Origin of the sequence: Paraburkholderia antibiotica (assembly GCF_012927125.1) — a bacterium.
GTDB classification, from domain to species: Bacteria; Pseudomonadota; Gammaproteobacteria; order Burkholderiales; family Burkholderiaceae; genus Paraburkholderia; species Paraburkholderia antibiotica.
The window spans coordinates 191,630-210,593 of record NZ_JABBFZ010000007.1 but is presented as its reverse complement, the minus strand read 5'-3'; the positions used below and the strand labels follow the sequence as shown (position 1 = coordinate 210,593).

At 62.1% G+C, this 18,964-nt stretch carries 15 protein-coding genes; 14 read left to right on the top strand and 1 reads right to left on the bottom strand.

What is annotated here, in order from left to right:
• Window positions 1–4 precede the first annotated feature (4 nt).
• The 11 genes from HHL14_RS14970 to HHL14_RS14920 all read left to right on the top strand — a co-directional run bounded on the left by HHL14_RS14970 (window position 5) and on the right by HHL14_RS14920 (window position 11,226).
• Window positions 5–892, top strand: coding sequence for a ParB/RepB/Spo0J family partition protein (locus HHL14_RS14970; RefSeq protein WP_169498391.1), 888 nt, complete (start codon window positions 5–7; stop codon window positions 890–892).
• A gap of 637 nt (window positions 893–1,529) precedes the next feature.
• Window positions 1,530–2,075: an ATP synthase subunit I gene (locus HHL14_RS14965; RefSeq protein ID WP_169498390.1), complete on the top strand. Its 546-nt coding sequence runs from the start codon at window positions 1,530–1,532 to the stop codon at window positions 2,073–2,075.
• A 165-nt stretch (window positions 2,076–2,240) separates the two neighbouring features.
• The gene (gene atpB / locus HHL14_RS14960) at window positions 2,241–3,092 is read left to right on the top strand and encodes a F0F1 ATP synthase subunit A (RefSeq protein WP_169498389.1); all 852 of its coding nucleotides are present in this window, start codon (window positions 2,241–2,243) and stop codon (window positions 3,090–3,092) included.
• An 82-nt stretch (window positions 3,093–3,174) separates the two neighbouring features.
• Complete coding sequence (atpE, locus tag HHL14_RS14955) at window positions 3,175–3,444, top strand: F0F1 ATP synthase subunit C (RefSeq protein ID WP_007180033.1); 270 nt, start codon at window positions 3,175–3,177, stop codon at window positions 3,442–3,444.
• Between the two features lie 136 nt (window positions 3,445–3,580).
• Window positions 3,581–4,051: a F0F1 ATP synthase subunit B gene (locus tag HHL14_RS14950; protein WP_129956623.1), complete on the top strand. Its 471-nt coding sequence runs from the start codon at window positions 3,581–3,583 to the stop codon at window positions 4,049–4,051.
• A 2-nt stretch (window positions 4,052–4,053) separates the two neighbouring features.
• Window positions 4,054–4,593 (top strand): F0F1 ATP synthase subunit delta, encoded by a 540-nt coding sequence (locus HHL14_RS14945; RefSeq protein ID WP_169498388.1) that lies wholly within the window; start codon window positions 4,054–4,056, stop codon window positions 4,591–4,593.
• 56 nt (window positions 4,594–4,649) lie between these two features.
• Complete coding sequence (gene atpA, locus HHL14_RS14940) at window positions 4,650–6,191, top strand: F0F1 ATP synthase subunit alpha (RefSeq protein WP_169498387.1); 1,542 nt, start codon at window positions 4,650–4,652, stop codon at window positions 6,189–6,191.
• A 103-nt stretch (window positions 6,192–6,294) separates the two neighbouring features.
• On the top strand, window positions 6,295–7,179 hold the full coding sequence (atpG, locus tag HHL14_RS14935) for a F0F1 ATP synthase subunit gamma (protein ID WP_169498386.1): 885 nt from the start codon (window positions 6,295–6,297) through the stop codon (window positions 7,177–7,179).
• 101 nt (window positions 7,180–7,280) lie between these two features.
• Window positions 7,281–8,675 (top strand): F0F1 ATP synthase subunit beta, encoded by a 1,395-nt coding sequence (atpD, locus tag HHL14_RS14930; protein WP_169498385.1) that lies wholly within the window; start codon window positions 7,281–7,283, stop codon window positions 8,673–8,675.
• A 157-nt stretch (window positions 8,676–8,832) separates the two neighbouring features.
• Window positions 8,833–9,258 carry a F0F1 ATP synthase subunit epsilon gene (locus HHL14_RS14925; protein ID WP_075303464.1) on the top strand — a complete coding sequence of 142 codons (426 nt, stop codon included), beginning with the start codon at window positions 8,833–8,835 and terminating at the stop codon, window positions 9,256–9,258.
• A gap of 237 nt (window positions 9,259–9,495) precedes the next feature.
• Window positions 9,496–11,226, top strand: coding sequence for an AMP-binding protein (locus tag HHL14_RS14920; RefSeq protein ID WP_169498384.1), 1,731 nt, complete (start codon window positions 9,496–9,498; stop codon window positions 11,224–11,226).
• An 806-nt stretch (window positions 11,227–12,032) separates the two neighbouring features.
• Here the strand turns inward: HHL14_RS14920 and HHL14_RS14915 are convergent.
• Window positions 12,033–12,833, bottom strand: coding sequence for a transporter substrate-binding domain-containing protein (locus HHL14_RS14915; protein WP_169498383.1), 801 nt, complete (start codon window positions 12,831–12,833; stop codon window positions 12,033–12,035).
• Between the two features lie 223 nt (window positions 12,834–13,056).
• On the opposite strand from HHL14_RS14915, the gene hemE reads away from it, so the two are divergent.
• The 3 genes from hemE to HHL14_RS14900 all read left to right on the top strand — a co-directional run bounded on the left by hemE (window position 13,057) and on the right by HHL14_RS14900 (window position 18,504).
• Window positions 13,057–14,160, top strand: coding sequence for a uroporphyrinogen decarboxylase (gene hemE / locus HHL14_RS14910; RefSeq protein WP_169498382.1), 1,104 nt, complete (start codon window positions 13,057–13,059; stop codon window positions 14,158–14,160).
• A 464-nt stretch (window positions 14,161–14,624) separates the two neighbouring features.
• Window positions 14,625–16,880: a primosomal protein N' gene (locus HHL14_RS14905; protein ID WP_329601665.1), complete on the top strand. Its 2,256-nt coding sequence runs from the start codon at window positions 14,625–14,627 to the stop codon at window positions 16,878–16,880.
• Window positions 16,881–17,049: 169 nt separating this feature from the next.
• Window positions 17,050–18,504 carry a YeiH family protein gene (locus tag HHL14_RS14900; protein ID WP_169498381.1) on the top strand — a complete coding sequence of 485 codons (1,455 nt, stop codon included), beginning with the start codon at window positions 17,050–17,052 and terminating at the stop codon, window positions 18,502–18,504.
• The last annotated feature ends 460 nt before the right edge of the window (window positions 18,505–18,964 follow it).

Below are 18,964 nucleotides of genomic sequence, written 5' to 3'. Positions count from 1 at the left end.
CACGATGAACGCAGTAGCAAGAAAGAAGGGATTGGGCCGCGGTCTGGAGGCATTGCTCGGCGGCACCGCGGATATCACCGAGGCAGTAGCGGTTGAAGGCGCGCCCAACGTATTGCCGCTCGGCAAGATGCAGGCGGGCAAATACCAGCCGCGTACGCGGATGGACGAGGGCGCGCTGCAGGAGCTCGCGGCGAGTATCCGTGCTCAAGGTCTGATGCAACCGATTCTCGTGCGTCCGATCGCGGCGGATCGCTACGAGATCATCGCGGGCGAGCGGCGTTTTCGCGCGGCGCGCATCGCGGGTCTCGAAGAGGTGCCGGTACTGGTGAAGGACGTGCCGGATCAGGCTGCCGCGGCGATGGCGCTGATCGAGAACATCCAGCGCGAAGATCTGAATCCGCTCGAAGAGGCGCAAGGCATTCAGCGCCTGCTTGACGAGTTCAATTTCACGCATGAGCAGGCGGCGGAATCGGTTGGACGTTCGCGCAGCGCGGTGTCGAACTTGCTGCGTCTGCTGAACCTCGCGACGCCGGTGCAGACCATGTTGCTGGCCGGCGATCTGGACATGGGGCACGCTCGCGCATTGCTCGCTGTCGATGCCGCGACGCAGATCACATTGGCCAACCAGGTCGTCAATAAGCGCTTGTCCGTGCGCGAGACCGAAAAGCTCGTCGCGATGACCACGAAGGTGACGCCGGCCGTGAAGGCACGCGCGAATCCGGACGGCGGCCGGGATACGCGGCGACTCGAAGAGGAGTTGTCGGATCTGCTGGCGGCTACGGTGAAAATCAAACTCGGCCGACGCGGCCGCGGCCAGGTCATGGTCGACTTCGGCGACCTCGATGCGCTGGAGGGCATTCTTTTGCGTTTACGCGGAAACGCCAGCGTCTGAACGTAAATTGGCTTGCGGCCGACGTATCAGCAGCGCCGCAAGCTATCTCTTATATGCGGGATAGCGGGTTCGGCGGGACAGGAGTAGGGCTCCTTTTAAACCGTCCAGGCTAACTTCGCTATCTCGACATCCACACGGTTTCGCACTCCAGGCCAATTACTACGGAATCCAAAGTAATTGCACGGGAGATAATCAGTAATCCAAATCTTGTTCGAGGCGCACCAAGGTAATAATCCTTACGGGGTGCTATCACGAACGCGTTTCGTCACCGCAAAGCCCGCTTTGCGCAGGCTTCACCATTGCGTCGTGCCTGTCAGTCCATCCCTTAAAAAAAGCGCTAATTGTTGCATTTTCGACACGTCTGTCACGGCGTCCGTATGAGCTATCCACGAGCTCCGCTCGACGCGATTCGCAGCATGGATTTGGTTAGCCCCCGTCCGCCTTACATTTGACGTGTATCGTGCGATTCACAAGCGTTTTACCGTATCGTGAAGACGCTTTTCACGCGGCTGATAGGCCGGGCTAAAGTCTTGAATTGCCTGCAACTATCGCTTACAATCGCCCGGATTTAATTGCACGGCCACCCCGTAAGCGCTGCGTAAACTCGCAGGCTGGGACGAGACTTCGGAACATTGTGATGGCGGTCAAAACGTCAAATCTGTCGCCGGAAAATGGTGACGACAGACACCGCGCTGAACGCCAGGTACCCGATACGTCCGCCAGTCGGCAGTTCGACCCGGGCGAAGCGTGGGATGACGCGCAGGAAGATAACAATATCGTTCCGCTCACGCGGGCCGAAGCGGAAAAGCTGTTTGGTCCGGGCGTGGGTCGTCCATCGCGTGTGACGCCTTTTCGGGTTGTCGCTGCGCAAATGGTTTTGTCCCTGGTTGCTACGCTGGTGTGGTGGCTGTTTTACAAGCCGCCGGGCGCTGCTGCGCTGTCCGCGTTCCTGGGGGGAGCAATCTGCTGGGTGCCGGGCGCGTTGTTCGCGGCACGTTTGAAGAAATTGGGCGGCGCCGAGACCGTGATGAGCTGGATGGTCGGCGAAGCGCTCAAGATGGGGACAACGATTGCGATGTTTGTCGCGATCGCCTTCTGGTACCACGACGTACGCTGGATTCCGCTGCTCGTGACCTACCTCATCGCGCTGAAGACTTACTGGATCGCCTTGGCGTGGCGCTAAGGTAGCAGCACAAAAAATAGCGGCAAAAAGAATTTAAGGCCGGCGCATGGCGCTGGTATCCGGTGTGAGGATGAGACAGGCCCACACCCGGCGCGTTCCTGCAATAGAGCATTTCGGCGGGAGCGGCCTGAGACGATTTTCGACAATTTGGGTGGCTTTAACGATATGGCAGCTAGCGAAGGCACGCGCGCAATGGATCCGTCCGAGTACATCGCGCACCACTTGCAGAACTTTTCCACCGCGCACCAGACGTCGATTTTCGACATCCATGTGTGGAATCTCGACACCCTCTTCTGGTCGATCGTGTGCGGTCTCGCCACGATCTTCATCCTGCATCTGGCAGCCCGCAAGGCAACGTCCGGCGTGCCGGGCCGTTTCCAGTGCGCAATCGAAATGCTGGTCGAAATGGTCGAGGATCAATCGAAGTCGATGATCCACGGCTCGCGCACCTTCATCGCACCGCTCGCGCTGACCGTGTTCGTCTGGGTCGCGCTGATGAACTCCCTCGACTTCATCCCCGTCGACCTGCCGGGCCGCGTGATCGGCTGGCTGGGTCTGTCCGAAGCCATCCCGCACCATCGCCTCGTGCCGACCGCCGACCTGAACGGCACGATCGGTATCGCGCTCGGCGTGTTCGTGCTGATGATTTACTACAACTTCAAGATCAAGGGCGCCGGCGGCTTCGTGCATGAACTGCTGTCCGCTCCGTTCGGCGCGCATCCGCTGCTGTGGATCCCGAACCTTGCACTGAACATCATCGAGTTCGTCGCGAAGACGGTCTCGCTCGGCATGCGGCTGTTCGGCAACATGTACGCGGGCGAACTGTTGTTCCTGCTGATTGCCCTGCTCGGCAGCATCTGGAGCTTCGGCGCGGACACGACGGTGCTTGGCTTCATCGGCCACGTGATCGCCGGCACAGTGTGGTCAATCTTCCACATCCTGATCGTTCTGCTGCAGGCGTTCATTTTCATGATGCTGACGCTGGTGTACATCGGCCAGGCACACGACGCGCACTAACCTGCGTCGTCACAAAGAATCGCTTTAGTTTTTAAATCCCAGTTCCAACCAGTTCTAAAAGACTTTTCACAAAGGAGTGATCATGCAAGCTTTCATCGCCAACATCCAGGGTCTGACCGCCATCGGTATCGGCATCATCATCGGCCTGGGTGCAATCGGCGCCTGTATCGGTATCGGTCTGATGGGCGGCAAGTACATCGAAGCATGTGCTCGTCAACCGGAACTGATGAACCCGCTGCAAACCAAGATGTTCCTGCTGGCTGGTCTGATCGATGCGGCGTTCCTGATTGGCGTTGGTGTGGCAATGCTGTTTGCGTTCGCGAATCCGCTGCTCTCGAAGCTGGCAGGCTGAGGTTCCTCGGAGGTTTGCGTCTGAGCTATAACTGGTAAGGACGCAGGGCGGAACGGGTACTGGGGCGCTGATCGAGCAGAATCGATGAGCGCCTTGCCGTTTCACTTTCCGAACTAGCAACGTTTAAGGAAACACCGTGAATCTCAACGCAACCCTGTTTGCGCAAATGGTCGTGTTCCTGATCCTCGCGTGGTTCACGATGAAATTCGTGTGGCCGCCGTTGATCAACGCCCTCGACGAGCGCGCGAAGAAGATCGCCGACGGTCTGTCCGCCGCGGAAAAGGGCAAGCAGGAACTCGAAGCCGCTCACAAGCGCGTCGACCAGGAACTCGCCCAGGCTCGCAACGACGGCCAGCAACGTATCGCTGACGCTGAAAAGCGCGCTGTCGCAGTCGCCGACGAAATCAAGGCTCAGGCACAGGCGGAAGCCGCCCGTATCATCGCGCAGGCCAAGGCCGACGCGGATCAGCAAGTCGTGAAGGCGCGCGAAACGCTGCGCGGCGAAGTCGCTGCACTCGCTGTGAAGGGCGCTGAACAGATCCTGAAGCGCGAAGTCGACCAGGCAGCTCACGCTGACCTGCTGAATCAACTGAAAGCCGAGCTCTGATCATGGCCGAACTTGCAACCATCGCCCGTCCGTACGCGGAAGCGCTGTTTGGCGTGGCCGAAGCTGGTGACATCGCCGCCTGGTCCACGCTCGTGCAGGAGCTGGCACAGGTTGCGCGTCTGCCCGAAGTGCTGTCGATCGCCTCGAGCCCGAAAGTGAGCCGTGCCCAGGTTAGCGATCTGCTGCTGGCTGCGGTCAAGTCGCCGCTCAAGGACAACGCGCAAGCGAAGAATCTGGTGCAGATGCTGGTCGACAACCATCGCCTGCAATTGCTGCCGGAAATCGCCTCGCAGTTCGAAGAGTTGAAGAACGCCCGCGAAGGGGCGGCAGATGTGCTGATCACCAGCGCATTCCCGCTCGAAGGTGCGCAGTTGAACGAACTCGTCGCAAGTCTCGAACGCAAGTTCAAGCGCAAGCTGAAGCCGACGGTCGAAGTCGACCAGTCGTTGATCGGCGGCGTGCGTGTGACGATCGGCGACGAAGTGCTCGATACCTCGGTCCGCGCGCGGCTTGCCAGCATGCAGACGGCCCTGACGGCCTGAAGCGCCTCGCGCTTTAGCGGCTGGCACGCAACAGAATTGACTATCAGGAGCGAATAATGCAACTCAATCCCTCTGAGATCAGCGAGCTGATCAAGAGCCGGATCCAGGGCCTTGACGCGAGCGCAGACGTTCGCAACCAGGGCACCGTGATCTCCGTGACCGACGGTATCGTGCGTATCCACGGCCTGTCGGAAGTGATGCAGGGCGAAATGCTCGAATTCCCGGGCAACACCTTCGGTCTCGCACTGAACCTCGAGCGCGACTCGGTCGGCGCCGTGATTCTGGGTGAGTACGAACACATCTCGGAAGGCGACGTCGTCAAGACGACGGGCCGCATTCTCGAAGTGCCGGTGGGTCCGGAACTGCTCGGCCGTGTGGTCGACGCACTCGGCAACCCGATCGACGGCAAGGGCCCGCTGAACGCAAAGATGACCGACGCGATCGAAAAGATCGCTCCGGGCGTGATCTGGCGTAAGTCGGTTTCGGAGCCGGTCCAGACCGGTCTGAAGTCGATCGATGCAATGGTGCCGATCGGCCGCGGCCAGCGCGAGCTGATCATCGGCGACCGTCAATGCGGCAAGACCGCAGTTGCCGTCGACGCGATCATCAACCAGAAGGGCAAGAACCTCGTCTGTATCTACGTCGCGATCGGCCAGAAGGCTTCGTCGATCATGAACGTGGTGCGCAAGCTCGAAGAATCGGGCGCGCTCGAATACACGATCGTCGTCGCCGCTTCGGCTTCGGATTCGGCAGCGATGCAGTACCTCGCGCCGTACGCCGGCTGCACGATGGGCGAATACTTCCGCGATCGCGGCCAGGACGCGCTGATCGTTTATGACGACTTGACCAAGCAGGCTTGGGCATACCGTCAGATCTCGCTGCTGCTGCGCCGCCCGCCGGGCCGTGAAGCTTACCCGGGTGACGTGTTCTATCTGCACTCGCGTCTGCTCGAGCGTGCTGCTCGCGTCTCGGAAGAGTACGTCGAGAAGTTCACCAACGGTGAAGTGAAGGGCAAGAGCGGTTCGCTGACGGCACTGCCGGTCATCGAAACGCAGGCTGGCGACGTGACCGCATTCGTTCCGACGAACGTGATCTCGATTACCGACGGCCAGATCTTCCTTGAAACCGACCTCTTCAACGCAGGTATCCGCCCGGCAATTAACGCCGGCGTGTCGGTGTCGCGTGTGGGTGGTGCGGCTCAGACCAAGGTCGTGAAGAAGCTGTCGGGCGGTATCCGTACCGACCTCGCACAGTACCGTGAACTCGCTGCGTTCGCGCAGTTCGCGTCGGACCTCGACGAAGCGACCCGCAAGCAGCTCGAACGCGGCCGCCGCGTGACGGAACTGCTCAAGCAGCCGCAGTATCAGCCGCTGCAGGTGTGGGAACTGGCTGTGTCGCTGTTCGCGGCGAACAACGGCTACCTCGACGATCTGGAAGTCGCTCAAGTCCTGCCGTTCGAAAAGGGCCTGCGCGAATACCTGAAGTCGAGCCATGCTGACCTGATCAAGCGCATCGAAGACACCAAGGAACTCTCGAAGGACGACGAAGGCCTGCTGCACACGGCCCTCAAAGACTTCAAGAAGTCCGGCGCTTATTGATCCGCGAGAGACACGCAAGGCATAAACGGATCCTGAAGCGGCGCGGGCCGCATGCAAGTGCCCCCGCACCGCTTCGGCCGCTTTGCATGGGAAGGAGCAAGCAATGGCTGGAATGAAGGAAATTCGCGGCAAGATCAAGAGCGTGCAAAACACGCGCAAGATCACGAAAGCGATGGAGATGGTGGCCGCATCGAAGATGCGCCGCGCTCAGGAGCGCATGCGCTCTGCTCGCCCGTACGCCGACAAGGTCCGCGATATCGCTGCGCACATGAGCCGTGCGAACCCCGAGTATCGTCACCCGTTCATGGTGTCGAACGAAGGCGCGAAGGCGGCCGGCATCATCCTCGTCACGACCGATAAAGGTCTGTGCGGCGGGATGAACACCAACGTGCTGCGCGCATCGGTGCAGAAGTTCAAGGAACTGGAAGGCCAGGGCAAGACGGTCGAGGCAACCGCGATCGGCAGCAAGGGTCTGAGCTTCCTGAACCGTCTGCATGCGAAGGTCGTGTCGAACGTCGTGCATCTGGGCGATACGCCGCATCTGGAAAAGCTGATCGGCGCGGTGAAGGTGCAGCTCGACCTGTACTCGGAAGGCAAGGTTTCGGCGGTGTACCTCGCGTACACGCGCTTCGTCAACACGATGAAGCAGGAGCCGGTGATCGAGCAACTGCTGCCGCTGTCGGCAGACCACTTCGAGCGCAAGGAAGAAGACGGCACGACGCCGAGCACCCAATGGGACTACATTTACGAGCCGGATGCTCAGGCCGTGGTGGACGAACTGCTGGTGCGCTATGTCGAAGCGCTGGTCTATCAGGCCGTCGCGGAAAACATGGCATCGGAACAGTCGGCCCGGATGGTGGCGATGAAGGCCGCTTCGGACAACGCGAAGACGGTCATCAACGAACTGCAGCTCGTGTACAACAAGAGCCGTCAGGCCGCGATCACGAAAGAACTGTCGGAAATCGTCGGTGGAGCGGCGGCGGTCTGATCCTGATCAGGCATGTCGTTTCGTGTGCGCCTTCGCGGCGCACCCATCGAAGAAACTGCGCCTTTGCGCGAGTGAAGAATTGAGTATCTAAAGGAAAAGCGATGAGTACTACTGCTTTGGTAGAAGGCAAGATCGTACAGTGCATCGGCGCGGTGATCGACGTGGAATTTCCGCGTGAAACCATGCCGAAGATTTACGATGCGCTCATTCTCGAAGGTTCGGAGCTGACGCTCGAAGTCCAGCAGCAACTGGGCGACGGCGTGGTCCGTACCATCTGTCTGGGTGCATCGGACGGTCTGCGCCGCGGCACGATCGTGAAGAACACGGGCAAGCCGATCAGCGTGCCGGTCGGCAAGCCGACCCTCGGCCGTATCATGGACGTGCTGGGTCGTCCGATCGACGAAGCCGGCCCGATCTCGAGCGAAACCACGCGCTCGATCCACCAGAAGGCGCCGGCGTTCGACGAACTGTCGCCGTCGACGGAACTGCTCGAAACCGGCATCAAGGTTATCGACCTGATCTGCCCGTTCGCAAAGGGCGGTAAGGTGGGTCTGTTCGGTGGCGCGGGTGTGGGCAAGACCGTGAACATGATGGAACTGATCAACAACATCGCCAAGGAGCACGGTGGTTACTCCGTGTTCGCCGGTGTTGGCGAGCGTACCCGCGAAGGGAACGACTTCTATCATGAAATGAAGGACTCGAACGTTCTCGACAAGGTCGCGCTGGTGTACGGCCAGATGAACGAGCCGCCGGGCAACCGTCTGCGCGTCGCGCTGACCGGCCTGACGATGGCCGAGCACTTCCGTGACGAAGGCCTCGACGTGCTGTTCTTCGTCGACAACATCTACCGTTTCACGCTGGCCGGTACCGAAGTGTCGGCACTGCTCGGCCGTATGCCGTCGGCAGTGGGCTATCAGCCGACGCTGGCTGAAGAAATGGGTAAGCTGCAAGAGCGTATTACGTCGACCAAGACCGGCTCGATCACGTCGGTTCAGGCCGTGTACGTCCCTGCGGATGACTTGACCGACCCGTCGCCGGCTACGACCTTCGGCCACCTGGACGCAACCGTCGTGTTGTCGCGTGACATCGCTTCGCTGGGTATCTACCCGGCAGTGGACCCGCTCGATTCGACCTCGCGTCAGATCGACCCGAACGTGATCGGCGAAGAGCACTACTCGATCACGCGCGGCGTGCAGCAAACGCTGCAGCGCTATAAGGAACTGCGCGACATTATCGCAATTCTGGGCATGGACGAACTCGCGCCGGAAGACAAGCTCGCCGTGGCGCGCGCTCGTAAGATCCAGCGTTTCCTGTCGCAGCCGTTCCACGTCGCTGAAGTGTTCACGGGTTCGCCGGGCAAGTACGTGCCGCTGAAGGAAACGATCCGTGGCTTCAAGATGATCGTTGAAGGCGAGTGCGACCACCTGCCGGAACAGGCGTTCTACATGGTCGGCACGATCGACGAAGCCTTCGAAAAGGCCAAGAAGATCCAGTAAAGGTCGGGTGTAACGAAGCGGGCGCCGCCTCGCGCGTATCGATACGAGTGATGTATCGATACGCAAAGCCGGCGCCTCTTACTACGCTCAACCCTGCCTTGCACGGGACGGGAGTCGGCGTTAAAACGCCTGCTTCCGTCGACAGGAGTCGACACTTATGGCAACCATTAAAGTAGACGTCGTCAGCGCGGAAGAGGAAATCTTCTCGGGCCAGGCGAAGTTCGTCGCGCTGCCGGGCGAAGCGGGTGAACTCGGCATTCTGCCGGGCCACACGCCGCTGATCACGCGGATTCGTCCGGGTGCGGTGCGCATCGAAGCCGAAAACGGCGAAGAAGAGTTCGTGTTTGTCGCCGGTGGCATCCTCGAAGTTCAGCCGGGCGCAGTGACGGTTCTCGCCGACACTGCGATCCGCGGCAAGGATCTCGACGAAGCCAAGGCCGAAGACGCGCGCAAGCGTGCGGAAGAAGCGCTGCAGAACACGGGCTCGAACCTCGAATACGCAACCGCGCAAGCGGAACTCGCGTACGCGACGGCACAGCTCGCGGCAATTCAGCGTCTGCGCAAGCTGCGCGGTCAGCACTGAAGCGACACGTAGTGGAAGAAAGCAGCCCGCGCGGCTGCTTTTTTTTGATCACTAGTTGACGTTTACGGAAAGGTAATGGAAATTCGCAGCTCGGGAGCGTGAACAGGCCGCATGCTGCGAATAACGGCGCGCCGATGCGCTGCGGGTAAGACTTGATGCCGGTCGCACTTTCACCGGTGCACAATCGATTTCAAATTCATTTCAAGCGGGCGCGCGGGCGCTCACGGAGACAACACCATGGCAACGCATAGCTCGGGCGAAGGTGCACTCATCGAACCTACGGACGGACTGTCGTACGTACGCGGGTCGACCGACAATCCGTTGAGCGAAGCGACCGTCGGCGAATTTCTGCACGATACCGTCGCGCGCTTTCCCGATCGGCCGGCTGTGGTGTTTCGCGAGCAAGGCATCCGCTGGACGTGGCAGGCGTTCTCGAACGAGGTCGACACGCTGGCGTCCGGGCTGCTGGCGCTCGGCGTCGCGAAGGGCGATCGCGTCGGCATCTGGTCGCCGAACCGCGCGGAGTGGCTGCTGACGCAGTTTGCGACCGTACGCATTGGCGCGATTCTCGTCAACATCAATCCGGCTTATCGGCTCGCGGAACTCGAATACGCGCTGAACAAGGTCGGCTGCAAGGCGATCATTGCCGCGGAGCGCTTCAAGACGTCGATGTATCTGGAAATGCTGCAGGAGCTGGCACCCGAGCTTGCCACGCAGGCGCCCGGCGAGCTTCATGCGGCGCGGCTGCCCGAGCTACGCTACGTGATCCGCATGGGCGACACGCAGACGCCGGGCATGCTGAGCTTTTCGGATGTGCTCGAGCGCGGTCGTGCGTCGTTCGACGTCGCGCCGCTCGACGCGATCGGCGCCACGCTGTCGTGCCATGACCCGATCAACATCCAGTTCACGAGCGGCACGACCGGCAATCCGAAGGGCGCGACGCTGACGCATCGCAACGTCGTCAACAACGCGCGTTATATCGCGATGGCGATGCGGCTCTCCGAGCAGGACGGCCTGTGCATACCGGTGCCGCTCTATCACTGTTTCGGCATGGTGCTGGCGGTGCTCGCGTGCGTGTCGGTCGGCGCGAACATGGTGTTCCCTGGCGAGGGCTTCGATCCGGCCGCGACGCTCGCCGCGACCGCGGAAGAGCAATGCACCGCGCTGCATGGCGTGCCGACCATGTTCATCGCCGAGCTCGACCATCCGGATTTCGCGTCTTACGACTTCTCGCGTCTGCGTACCGGCATCATGGCCGGCTCGCCGTGCCCGATCGAGACGATGAAGAAGGTCGTCTCGAAGATGCACCTGAGCGAGATCACAATCGCCTACGGCATGACGGAGACGAGCCCCGTGTCGTTCCAGAGCTCGACAACCGATCCGCTCGACAAGCGCACCACGACGGTCGGCCGCATCCAGCCGCATCTCGAAGTGAAAATCGTCGATCCGCTCGGCAACGTCGTACCGGTCGGCGAAACCGGCGAGCTATGCACGCGCGGCTATTCGGTGATGCAAGGCTATTGGGGCGACGAAGCGAAGACACGCGAGAGCATCGTCGATGGCTGGATGCATACCGGCGATCTGGCGACGCTCGATAGCGAAGGCTACTGCAACATCGTTGGCCGCCTGAAGGACATGCTGATTCGCGGTGGCGAAAATATCTATCCGCGCGAGATCGAGGAGTTTCTGTTCCGCCATCCGAAGATCCAGAGCGTGCAGGTATTCGGCGTGCCCGACACGAAGTACGGCGAGGAAGTCTGCGCGTGGATCGTGCTGCGGGCCGGCGAACAGGCGACGGGCGAAGAGATCCAGCAATTCTGCCAGGGGCAGATCGCGCACTACAAGATACCGAGGTACATCCGCTTCGTCGACGAACTGCCGATGACCGTGACCGGCAAGGTGCAGAAGTTCATCATGCGCGAGCGGATGATGGGCGAGCTGAAGCTGAACGAGAACAAGACCGCATGACGCGCCGCGAGCGTTCGAACTGGCAGGTCGGGGTGACGACGAGGGAAGGGGGGAGACACCTGCTGGAGGCGGGCATTTCGCTGCGCGCAAACGTTTGAGCAGACGAAAAAAAGCGGGCCTGGAGCCCGCTAAAAACCACACGCTACGGGGTTAGCGCGAGGAGACCAAAGATGGGACCGACTCATAACGACCCTGTGTCGATTACGGCCCCAACAGGGATGCCCCTTCACAGGGCTTCGGCAAACGCCGACCGGCAAGTGCATCGTATCCGCTCACACCACGCACCCAGCCACATCCGTGTTGAAACCGTTTAGGGCATTGTGGGCGAATTGCCCAGGCAACACGGTAACAAAGTGTTTCAGGTTGTAACGCCCGCCAGATAAGGCGTTGCGGGATTTATTGCCAAATTAAATCGTTTAAAACGTAAAAATTACTGATGATTTTCTCGCAGTGTCATACGGGTGATTGATGCCATTCGCGAGGCATATTGCGGCATAAATGAATCGGTTGATTCCGCATAAATGGTTGCATACGCATCTTTCGCACGATGCACTCCCCTTGTTACAAGAACTCGGACACTGCCCCGAATTTCGAACTCTTAGCGCAGACAAAAGTGGTGCATCACAGCAATTCCGCTGCTGCCGTCGGCTGTATGAAAAAGGGTGCGATCACGTATCGCGAAAGCTGTTTCGACACGTTTGTTCTGGCCCGTAAAGTCGCGCTTGGTTACACGATCGTTTGAGCTTCGTCCGGCCGTTCGCACCTTGCTGTCCACACGCAGGGGCGAACGGCCGGTACTACCGGCCTTACTTCAACCACTTATCCGAAATGACCTGATATTCGCCCGTGGCTCGCGCGAGATGCAGCCACTGATCGACGTATTGCTGGAACGCGACGTCGCCGCGCGGCAGCAGCCATGCCTTCTCACCGTACTGGAACGGCTTGTCCGGATGCACCGAGCACAGGCCCGGGTTCAGCTTCTGTTGCAGCAGGGTCTCCGATGCGTCCGTCACCATCACGTCGGCCTTGCCCGCGAGGATCTGCTTGAAGATCGTCACGTTGTCCGGATAAACGGTCACGTTCGCATGCGGGAAGTACTGTTTCGCAAACTTCTCGTTGGTGCCGCCGGGGTTGACGATCACCCGCGTGGGCGGCTGATCGATCTGCGCGACGGTCTGGAATTTGTTGACGTCGTCGCAGCGGACGATCGGCGTCTTGCCGTCGATCATGTAGGCCTGTGTGAAGAACGCACGCTTTTGCCGCTCGAGTGTCGGCGACACACCGCCAATGCCGATATCGCATTTCGCCACAAAGTCGTTCATCAGATTCGACCATGACGTTTTGACGAACTCGACCTTCACACCAAGCGATTTGGCGAGCGACTCCGCCATATCGATGTCGATCCCTTCGAACTGGCCATCGCCCTTGTAGAACGAGTACGGCTTGTAGTCGCCGGTCGTGCAGGCGCGCAGCGTGCCGCGGCTCATGATTTCGTCGAGGCGGGAAGGGGTGGTCGCGGCGGCCGGGGCGGTCTGTGCGCTGGCCGCGCCGACGTGCATCAGGACGCCGGCCAGTGCGCCGAGCATTGCGAGTGCTGCCTTGTTCATCGAGTCCAGTCTCCTTGTGGTGTGTAATTGGTCGGTAAGGCTGTCGGATAGTAGCCCGGCCGCGCGAGCTTGAACATCGGCCGTTCAGCCAGGGGCGGCTGGGCGCATCTGATTGCACCTGCGCTAGCGCAACAGTTATGGCCTCGATGTCCGGCAATGGCGATGAGGCGAGCCGGGTCCGGTAAAATGCCTTCTTGCCCTTAGCTCTTCAGTCGTACGCAACGTGGCCCATCAACTCCTGAACGACACTTTCCTGCGCGCCTTGCTGCGCCAGCCGACCGATTACACGCCGATCTGGCTGATGCGCCAGGCTGGCCGTTATCTGCCGGAATACAACGCCACGCGCGGCCGCGCGGGCAGTTTCCTCGGCCTGGCGAAGAACCCGGCTTTCGCGACGGAAGTCACGTTGCAGCCGCTGGAACGCTACCCGCTCGACGCCGCCATCCTGTTTTCCGACATCCTGACCGTGCCCGATGCGATGGGCCTCGGTCTCGAGTTCGTCAACGGCGAGGGTCCGAAATTCGCCCGTCCGGTGCGTACCGAGGAAGACGTTGCCCGTCTCGCGGTGCCGGACATCGACGCGACGCTGCGCTACGTGACCGACGCCGTGCGCGAAATCCGCGTGGCGCTCAAGGACGCGCAAGGTCGCCAGCGGGTGCCGCTGATCGGCTTTTCGGGCAGTCCGTGGACGCTCGCGTGCTACATGGTCGAAGGCGGTGGCTCGGCGGACTTCCGCACCGTCAAATCGATGCTGTATGCACGTCCCGACCTGCTGCATCGGATTCTCGAAGTCAACGCACGCTCGGTCGCCGAGTATCTGAACGCGCAGATCGAAGCCGGCGCGCAGGCGGTGATGATTTTCGACACGTGGGGCGGAGCGCTCGCGGACGGCATCTATCAACGCTTCTCGCTGCACTACATCCAGCAGGTGGTCAGCCAGCTGAAGCGCGAGCACGACGGCGAAAAAGTGCCGGTGATCGCCTTCACCAAGGGCGGTGGCCTGTGGCTCGACGAGATCGCCGCGAGCGGCGTCGACGCGGTCGGCCTCGACTGGACCGTGAATCTCGGCCGCGCGCGCGAACGCGTCGGCGGCAAGGTCGCGCTTCAAGGCAACATCGACCCGACGGTGCTGTTTGCGCCGCCCGCCGCGATCCGTATGGAAGCGCGCGCGGTGCTCGACAGCTTCGGCAATCACCCGGGACACGTTTTCAATCTCGGCCACGGCATCTCGCAGTTCACGCCGCCGGAGCACGTCGCCGAGCTGGTGGACGAAGTTCATCGACACAGCCGCGCGATTCGTAGTGGTGCGCATACTCCAGCGACTTGACGCTGTAATCGTTACCACTTTTTGTTGCGTCGCAGCGAAGTGGGCTCTGAGCCTAAGGTTAAAAACGCCCTACACACGCCGTCAGATGGCGCTCCTGTGCTTGTCAAGACTTGACTTATGCACATTGTCCACGCTGCGGCGCGGTAGAGCTTTTAATCGTGCCCCGACCCTTGCAAATTCTCGGCGAATTTGATCTAAGCCTTGTCTGGCAAGGGTTTGCGGGAATCGCGGGGAAATGTGCGGAACCCCACAAAAGGCCGTGGCTACACGGTTTGCGGCCGGTCGGAGCGAAGTTCTTAACAAAGTTATCCACAGGGCGCGGGCCGAGTGCAATTGTTCAGCCGAATCCAAAACTTAGCGGCGAAATTGAAGTTTTACTTTAACTTCGACGGCTTCGCCTCCTGTGCCATCTGTCCCGCCGTGCGGCTTCACGCCGCGGCAGGCGCTTTTTTCCCGCGCGTCGCGTGAACCCGGTGTTCGTCCGCGTCGCGCTGGACCATCCGCTGCCGACCCTGTTCGACTATCGCTGCGCCACGCCTGATATTGCCGAGGGGGCCGTGCCGGGCATGCTCGTCAGCGTGCCGTTCGGCAAGCGGCACGTGGTGGGGCTCATCTGCGAAGTAACCGCTCACAGCGAGCTGCCGGCCGAGCGTCTGAAGGCTGTGGATAACCTTTGCACCGCCTGTCCGCCGGTTTCGTCGCACTGGCTCGCGCTAGCCGCGTTCGCCGCCGACTACTACCAGCGCGGTCTCGGCGAAGTCGCGCTTCCCGCGCTGCCGCAGGCGCTGCGCGATGCGTCGCGCTGGTCGCGGCTGTTCGCGCCCGAAGAGCGCTATCGTCTGACGCCCGAGGGCCGCACGGCTTTGCCCGACACGCTGCCGGCCCGTGCGACCGCGCTCAGAAAGCTCGCCCAGGCGCTCGTCGACAGCGACTTTCTGCTTGCCGCCGACGCCCGCGCGTTGCATCCAAAAGCCGTCGCGACGCTGGACACCTGGCAGTCCGCCGGCTGGGTCGCGCTCGACGTGATCGAAGCGGCCTCGGTGCCGGCCGCTGCGGCGTCTCCGGACGCTCCCACTCCGGTGCTGCCCACGCTCACCGACGAACAGACCGCCGCCGTCGAAGCGATCCGCGGCGCCGACGGCTTCGCGCCATTCCTTCTGCACGGCGTGACCGGCAGCGGCAAGACCGAGGTGTATCTGCGCGCGCTCGCCGAGATTCTGGCCGCTAAGCCCGACGCGCAGGCGCTGGTGCTGGTGCCCGAAATCAATCTGACGCCGCAGTTCGAAGCCGCGTTCCGCGCCCGCTTCGCCGCACTCGACGGCACCGCGATCGTCACGCTGCACAGCGGCCTTGCGGAGGGCGAGCGCGCCCGTCACTGGTTCGCCGCGCACACTGGCCGCGCGCACATCGTGCTCGGTACGCGGCTCGCGGTGCTCGCGTCGCTGCCGCAACTGGCGATCATCGTCGTCGATGAGGAGCACGATCCGGCCTACAAGCAGCAGGAAGGCCTGCGCTATTCGGCGCGCGATCTGGCGATCTATCGCGCGAAGCAGCTTGGCGTGCCGGTCGTGCTGGGGTCGGCTACGCCATCGCTGGAAAGCTGGTGGCAGGCTGATCAGGGGCGCTACAAGCGGCTCACGCTGTCGCGTCGCGCGGTGGCGGACGCGGTGCTGCCGAGCGTGAGGCTGATCGATCTCGAAGAAGAGCGCCGGCGCGGCCGCGCGTCGTTCGAAGGTTTGTCGGGGCCGCTGATCGCCTCGCTGAAAGCGCGCCTCGAGCGCGGCGAGCAAAGCCTCGTGTTCCTGAATCGGCGCGGCTACGCGCCGCAACTCGCGTGCGACGCCTGCGGCTGGGTCGCCGGCTGCCCGCGCTGCAGCGCCTACGTCGTGCTGCACAAGCCGGAGCGCGCGCTGCGCTGCCATCACTGCGGCTGGGAAGCGCGCATCCCGCGCTCATGCCCGGAGTGCGGCAATGTCGATATCGCGCCGATGGGGCGCGGTACGCAGCGCGTCGAGGAAACACTCGCGAACGCGGTGCCGGGCGCCCGCGTGTTGCGTATCGACGCCGACAGCACGCGTCGCAAGGGCAGCGCGCAGGCGCTGTTTTCCGATGTGCACGCGGGCGAGGTCGACATTCTGGTCGGCACACAGATGATCGCGAAGGGGCACGATTTCCAGCGCGTGTCGCTGGTTGGCGTGCTGAATGCCGATACCGCGCTGTTCTCACACGACTTTCGCGCGAGCGAACGTCTGTTCGCGCAGCTGATGCAGGTCAGCGGCCGCGCGGGCCGCGCCGGGTTGCCGGGCGAAGTGCTGGTGCAGACGCGCTATCCGCGTCACGCGCTGTATCACGCGCTGAGCCGCCACGACTACGTTGGCTTCGCGAACGCGACGCTGGCCGAGCGGCGCGATGCGCATCTGCCGCCATTCGTCTACCAGGCGCTGCTGCGCGCCGAAGGCCGCACGCTCGAAGCCGCGCTCGCGTTTCTGCAGCAAGCCGCCGCCGAACTCGCCCATATTCCCGCCGCCGCGCGCGTGACCGTCTACGATGCGGTGCCGCTCACCATCGTCAAGGTGATGCACGTGCATCGTGCGCAATTGCTGATCGAAAGCGCGTCGCGCGCCGCGCTGCAAGCGACGCTGCATGCGTGGCAGCCGCTGTTGCGCGGCCTCAAGGGTGTGCTGCGCTGGAATCTCGAAGTCGATCCGCTCGACATCTGACGCCAGCAATCTGGTTACGCTCGCCATACTTCTTTGCGTCATATCCATAGAGCGAATGATCGTTTCGCTTTGGGCGGTCGCTCGCCTATAGTCGCGAAATCGGCGCATCTTCGGGTAAAACGACAATATTTTCGCGCCGGTGCCACTCAACTTTTGCGGGGCATCTGCAATGAGCGATACGCATCACGTCGGCTCGACCGGCGCCGCGCCGGGACGACGGGAAGGTACACAAAACGCGCCATCGAACGCGCAACCCGGGGTCCAAACCACGCGAGGCAGCGGTTTTTCGCTGACCGAAGACTGGCTTGCCGCCGGCGTCGGCCTGCTCGTGATCGGGATCGCGTGGGCGTTGTTCGCCACGGGTGACAGCATCCGGTGGCTCGCGGTCGCGCCGGCTAAATGGTCGAGCGTCGGCCAGGCCGCGCAGGATATCGGCCGGCATTTGCCCAACTACGTTGCGCTATTTGCTACGTTCGCCGTGCTATTCGGGGCGAGCGTGGCGTTGCTCAGACAGCGCGTCGGGGCGTTTCTGGCGGCGTTCGTCGTCGTTTTCGTCGCGTCCGCGCTGATCCTGACGCTCGGCGCGTGGGTCGACGCGTCGAAGTACAACCTCGAACCGCCGCTCGTCGCGCTGGCGCTCGGGCTCATCGTGTCGAATGCGCTGACTTTGCCCGAGTGGCTGTCGGTGGGATTGCGCGTCGAGTTTTACATCAAGGTCGGCATCGTGCTGCTCGGCGCGACGCTGCCGTTCACGCTGCTGGTATGGGCCGGGCCGGTTGCGGTCGCGCAGGCCAGCATTGTGTCGCTCGTGACGTTCTTCGTGATCTTCTTTGCCGCGCGGGCGTTCGGTCTCGAACGACGTTTCGCCGCCGTGCTCGGCGTGGGTGGCGCGGTGTGCGGCGTGTCGGCGGCGATCGCCATTGCCGGCGCGGTGCGCGCGAAGCGCGAGCAGGCTTCGGTGGCGATCACGCTGGTCGTGCTGTGGGCGATCGTGATGATCTTCGTGCTGCCGTTCGCGTCGCGCTCGCTCGGACTGTCGACGGCGGTCGCCGGCGCATGGATCGGCACCTCGGAATTCGCCGATGCCGCCGGCATCGCCGCCGCGCAGGCCTACGGCGATTTCGCGCGACACGCGGGCGGCGCGATCGCCGGCGCGCCGGAGGCCTCGTTGCAGGCGTTCACGCTGATGAAGGTGGTCGGCCGCGACATCTGGATCGGCATCTGGGCGTTCGTGCTTGCGATTGTCGCGACCACGCGTTGGGAGGCGCAGGACAGCGGCGTGAAGGCGCGCCCGAATGCCGGCGAGATCTGGGCGCGTTTTCCGAAGTTCGTGATCGGCTTCGTGATCGCATCGGCGTTGGTCACGTGGATCGCGAGCCATTACTCGCTCGCCGATTACCGCAAGGTCGTGACGCCCGATTTCGTCGCGCCGATCACGGTGCTGCGCACGTGGGCGTTCACGTTCTGCTTCCTGAGCATCGGACTGACGACGCGCTTCCGTTCGCTGGCGGCAACCGGTGTGAAGCCGTTTCTCGCGTTCACGGCGGGCGTCGTGGTCAATATCGCGATCGGCTATGCGCTGTCCGCGCACATCTTCGCGTCGTACTGGAACAGCCTCGGGTGAACTGAAGTGAAAATTTCGAGGGATTGTTCGATGCGTGCTGCATCGTCGCCTGCATACAACAGTGAATTCGATACGACGGAGGTGCGTTGCTGCGCGACATGCCGGTATCGTGAGGAAGAACGTCGCGCGCTCGAACAGCGCATTCCAGGGCTCGTGGCCTTCGGTTCGGGATTTGGCGCGAGCGTCGCGGAAAGCCGGTTGTGCCGGTTGCACGACCAGCTCGTGTCGCCCGGCGATAGCTGCGCGCGCTTCGAGTCGGGCAGTGGGACTCGTTTAGAGCCGGGCGCGTAGACCCGGAGGTCGCGCCAAGCCGACGCATCGAGCCGAAACGGCAATCGCTGGCATCGGAACGCCCGCGCATCGATCCTCCATGCGCGCAGCAGAACGCCGAGCCCGAGTCAAAGCCCAAGCCGGCCAGCGGCCCTCATACTGCCCCCGACAAAGACCCACGCAACGACCC

What these genes read in the sequence shown, in the direction of transcription:
- HHL14_RS14970 (WP_169498391.1), top strand. Translation starts at nt 5, where the DNA reads ATGAACGCAGTAGCAAGAAAGAAGGGATTGGGCCGCGGTCTGGAGGCA.
- HHL14_RS14965 (WP_169498390.1), top strand. Translation starts at nt 1,530, where the DNA reads ATGGCGGTCAAAACGTCAAATCTGTCGCCGGAAAATGGTGACGACAGA.
- atpB (WP_169498389.1), top strand. Translation starts at nt 2,241, where the DNA reads ATGGCAGCTAGCGAAGGCACGCGCGCAATGGATCCGTCCGAGTACATC.
- atpE (WP_007180033.1), top strand. Translation starts at nt 3,175, where the DNA reads ATGCAAGCTTTCATCGCCAACATCCAGGGTCTGACCGCCATCGGTATC.
- HHL14_RS14945 (WP_169498388.1), top strand. Translation starts at nt 4,054, where the DNA reads ATGGCCGAACTTGCAACCATCGCCCGTCCGTACGCGGAAGCGCTGTTT.
- atpA (WP_169498387.1), top strand. Translation starts at nt 4,650, where the DNA reads ATGCAACTCAATCCCTCTGAGATCAGCGAGCTGATCAAGAGCCGGATC.
- atpG (WP_169498386.1), top strand. Translation starts at nt 6,295, where the DNA reads ATGGCTGGAATGAAGGAAATTCGCGGCAAGATCAAGAGCGTGCAAAAC.
- atpD (WP_169498385.1), top strand. Translation starts at nt 7,281, where the DNA reads ATGAGTACTACTGCTTTGGTAGAAGGCAAGATCGTACAGTGCATCGGC.
- HHL14_RS14925 (WP_075303464.1), top strand. Translation starts at nt 8,833, where the DNA reads ATGGCAACCATTAAAGTAGACGTCGTCAGCGCGGAAGAGGAAATCTTC.
- HHL14_RS14920 (WP_169498384.1), top strand. Translation starts at nt 9,496, where the DNA reads ATGGCAACGCATAGCTCGGGCGAAGGTGCACTCATCGAACCTACGGAC.
- HHL14_RS14915 (WP_169498383.1), bottom strand. Translation starts at nt 12,833, where the DNA reads ATGAACAAGGCAGCACTCGCAATGCTCGGCGCACTGGCCGGCGTCCTG.
- HHL14_RS14900 (WP_169498381.1), top strand. Translation starts at nt 17,050, where the DNA reads ATGAGCGATACGCATCACGTCGGCTCGACCGGCGCCGCGCCGGGACGA.